This window comes from Embleya sp. NPDC005971 (genome assembly GCF_040629175.1).
Classification (GTDB): domain Bacteria; phylum Actinomycetota; class Actinomycetes; order Streptomycetales; family Streptomycetaceae; genus Embleya.
Window position 1 is genome coordinate 1 of record NZ_JBEXUX010000162.1, and the last position, 3,637, is coordinate 3,637.

Consider the following 3,637-nt stretch of genomic DNA (forward strand, 5'->3'; position numbering starts at 1 on the left):
ACCCTTCCACCCGCGCACCCACCCCGAAACGCCCGCCGAAACGGCCCGACCCACTCGGAAAGGCCCCTCGGCGAACCTCACCGGACCGCCCTCCCGCTCCGCCGTTGCCGGCGCCTTTCCCTCGGCAGTGGTGGAGCGGTGGGGGTCGACGATGGCGGTGGGGAGGGGTGGGGTGGGGTGGTGGCGTCGGTCACGTGGCGGGGTGTGGTGCTCGGTGCCGGCGGTGCTGGTGGTTCTGGTGGGGTTGGCGATTTGGGGATTACGCAGATGAGAGCCTCGGTGACGGGTTGTCGTATGAGTACTTACACACGGTTGCCTCTTGCGCGAAATCGGAGAATTTGAGCAAAGTCGACATTCTGCCCAGATCATGTCGCGTTGACACGCGTGACCTGTTGCCGATTTTTCCGGAGTTCGTGTGCCCAAGCCCGTCCCGATGTCTCAGCCGTCCGTCGCCCGTCGCGGGCGGATCCCCGCGCTCCCCGGCCGGGATGCTGCCCGCCGGCTCCCGGCCCTGGCGGTGATCGGCGTGCTCGCGCTGACCACCGTCGCCGCGTGTGGTCCCGGGCACGACGGGGCGGGGCCCGCCCGGAGCGACAAGGCAGGGGCAGTACGCGGGGATCCGCCCACGACGACCGCGCCGGCTCCGGCACCGCCCGACCCCGGGGCCCGGGGCGCGTCCCCCGCCGGCCCGGCCGAGACGGGCGCCCCTGGCCCGTCGGGCCCGCAGCCGTCGGCGGCGCCCTCCGCTCCGCCGACGGGTCCCGCCTCGAAGACCCCCGGCGCACCCTCGTCGGCCGCGACGCCCCACGGCACCAACCACGCCGCACCGGCCCACCCGCCCGCGCCGGCGGCGAACCGGGCCGCGGACATACCCCCGCCACTCGTGCCCATCGGCATCGTACGGAGCACCACCGACCCCGGTGACCGCACGGTCGCGCTCACCTTCGACGACGGCCCCGACCCGCGGTGGACTCCGCAGGTGCTCGCGCTGCTCGACGAGTACGACGTCAAGGCCACCTTCTGCATGGTCGGCCCCAACGCCGCGCGCCACCCCGACCTGGTGCGCCGGGTGGCCGACGCCGGCCATCGACTGTGCGACCACTCGGTCACGCACGACGAGGAGATCGACAAGCGGTCCGCCCCGCGAGTCCGGTACGAGATCGTCTCCGCGCGCGACGAGATCGCCCGGGCCGCCCCCGGCCACGACGTCGACTGGTTCCGCGCGCCCGGCGGCGCGTGGTCACCGACCGTGCGCCAGATGTCGGCCGCGTACGGCATGAAGCCCCTCGGCTGGTCGGTCGACACCCGCGACTGGGAGAAGCCCGGCGTCGACACGATCCTCGACAACGTGCGCCGCGAGCTGCGCCCGGGCGGCGTGGTCCTCATGCACGACGCGGGCGGCGACCGTACCCAGAGCATCGACGCGCTCGCGCGGCTTTTGCCGTGGCTGAAGGACCACGGCTACCGATTCGCGTTCCCGGGCTGAGACGACCACGCCCGGCCCGACCCCACGCGTCGGTGCCACTCGACGAGCAACGCATGCTCACATCGGCTCGGCGGGGGCGGTTCCGGCGCAGCACCCGACGGCGTCCCGAAGGTCGGGCATGGCACGGCGAGGACGCCGGAGAGACCACGTTCACCGCGACAATGACCCCCGGGAACGTGCCGGGCCACCGGATCATCACCTCGGCCCGTGTCCGAGTCCTGCGCGTGGGCCAACGCGCGGCGTCCTCAGATCCACTGGCGGTCGGCACGGTACAGCGCGACATCCACACGCCCTCGGGCTGCGGCGCGATCCGACTTCTGCCGCCGACCCGCCCTCGCGCGCCGGCCGAGCCTCCCAAATCGGATAACTCGCCACCGCGCACGATGAATCGACCTGATCTAGCGTGGAAATATGAAGACACAAAGCACGCATTACACAGTTGTCAAGGGTGACACACTCTCCGCGATAGCCGCGAGGTTCGGAACCACCGTCGATAAACTCGTCGAGTGGAACCACATCGCCGATCGGGACCGGATCCCGATCGGGCTGGACTTGGTGGTCACCGATCCGCATATGAGCGAGAGCTACGTACCGTTCCCCGGTGCCGGCTTTTTCACAAGCTCGCAAGACAGCCCGATCATCTACTCGATGGGGGTCCGCCTGATCCAAGTGGACTGCTCGGCCTGGCTTCCTCCGGAGGGACCAACGTCGCTGTGGACGAAGACCGCCCGGGAGTCCTACGCAATGTGGCAGCGCAAGCTCGGCTACCAGGGTCCGGACGCGGACGGCATTCCGGGCCTGACGTCCTGGACGAAGCTCCGGGTTCCCTACTTCAACAACGAAGGCGACTGAAGACGCCTGGGTCGCAGCCATGTCGTCCTGCCCGACGCAGGGCCTTCCATGGCTGTCGATCCCTTAGGCTGTCGCCGCCTACTACGCAGCGCGCGTAGCCGCCCGGTAGGAAACGGTGCGCCGGTGTTTCAGGCTACCGAGCCGCTGAACGAGCAGGCTGCGCCCGCAGGTTGGCCGCCGCGGACGACGCGGATCGACTGCGACCGCATGGTGGAGCCGACCGGCATGGCCCGGGCGACCCTGAACGTCAACCGCAACCGCGAACACGATGACCGTGTCCCCCAACGCCGCTCTTGCCGTCGCCGTTGCCCTGGCGGAGGCCGGCCCTTGGCGGGGCACGGTGTCGAACCGGTTCCGCGCACCCGCCAACTCCTCGCCGCCGGTGGCAACCCGCGCCCACCGACATCAGGGGGTCCGGCGGGTCCTGCGGACGTGAAGGAACGACCCGTCGGCCCTGATGACTTCGGACAACGTCCCGCCGGTCGATTCCTGGGCCGGCGGACGCGCGGACGACCTCCGGGGTGACACGCGCGAGTCCCTGGCTCGCATGTCTGCGACTCGGCCCGCGCACGTCCTGGTAGCCGCAGCGCAGGAACACGGCCACCGCACGCGGAAGAACACCGGACGCAGGCCCCGCACGGCCTCCAACTCGGGGTGCGCGCGGGTCGGGCAGGATCGCGGCGACGTACCAGGCGGCGGGTCGCGTGGCGGGGCAGAAGACACCGTTCGGTGAGTTTCGGAGCCGAATCGGCTGATGGCCTGCCTGGCCTGCACGCACGCGTCGTCGACGTCGAATGCGAGGGAACACACCGAGTGCAACGACGCCGCACGGAACGGAAGTTCGCGCAACTCGGGTGGCCGACCTCGTTCGAGGTCCTACGCGCCGACCGCAAGGGCAGTGGCGTACAGGCCCCAGGCCGCGTCCCGGGGCCTCGGCAGGGATCGCAGGATCGGGGTCCAAGAGCGCGGCCAACGCAGCAGGAATGCCCTCGGTTGGACCCCTGGCGTCGTCCAGCGGAACATCGCCCGTCCGTGGAAGCACCGGATGCGCCGCCGGTGTCTCGGCTGCGACCCGGATCCGCCGGCTTTCGGAAATCTCCAACTCGGCGAGGAGTTTGCCCACACGTAGCTTCCCGATGTCGGGAAGGAATTCGGCGAGGCCCGGGCGTTGCTCGGCGGGAAAAGCGCTGGCAACGGCGGAGCGGGAGGGGCGGCCCGGTGAGGTTCGCCGAGGGGCCTTTCCGAGTGGGTCGGGCCGCTTCGGCGGGCGTTTCGGGGTGGGTGCGCGGGTGGAAGGGC

At 70.8% G+C, this 3,637-nt stretch carries 2 protein-coding genes; both read left to right on the forward strand.

Annotation, left to right across the window (positions count from 1 at the left end; translation table 11 throughout):
- Positions 1–883: 883 nt before the first annotated feature.
- The gene (locus ABZ374_RS48230; protein ID WP_360325122.1) at positions 884–1,486 is read left to right on the forward strand and encodes a polysaccharide deacetylase family protein; all 603 of its coding nucleotides are present in this window, start codon (positions 884–886) and stop codon (positions 1,484–1,486) included.
- A gap of 411 nt (positions 1,487–1,897) precedes the next feature.
- On the forward strand, positions 1,898–2,338 hold the full coding sequence (locus ABZ374_RS48235; RefSeq protein ID WP_360325124.1) for a peptidoglycan-binding protein: 441 nt from the start codon (positions 1,898–1,900) through the stop codon (positions 2,336–2,338).
- The last annotated feature ends 1,299 nt before the right edge of the window (positions 2,339–3,637 follow it).

Excerpts from the sequence above, each read along its gene's own strand:
- ABZ374_RS48235 (WP_360325124.1), top strand. The coding sequence starts at position 1,898 with ATGAAGACACAAAGCACGCATTACACAGTTGTCAAGGGTGACACACTC.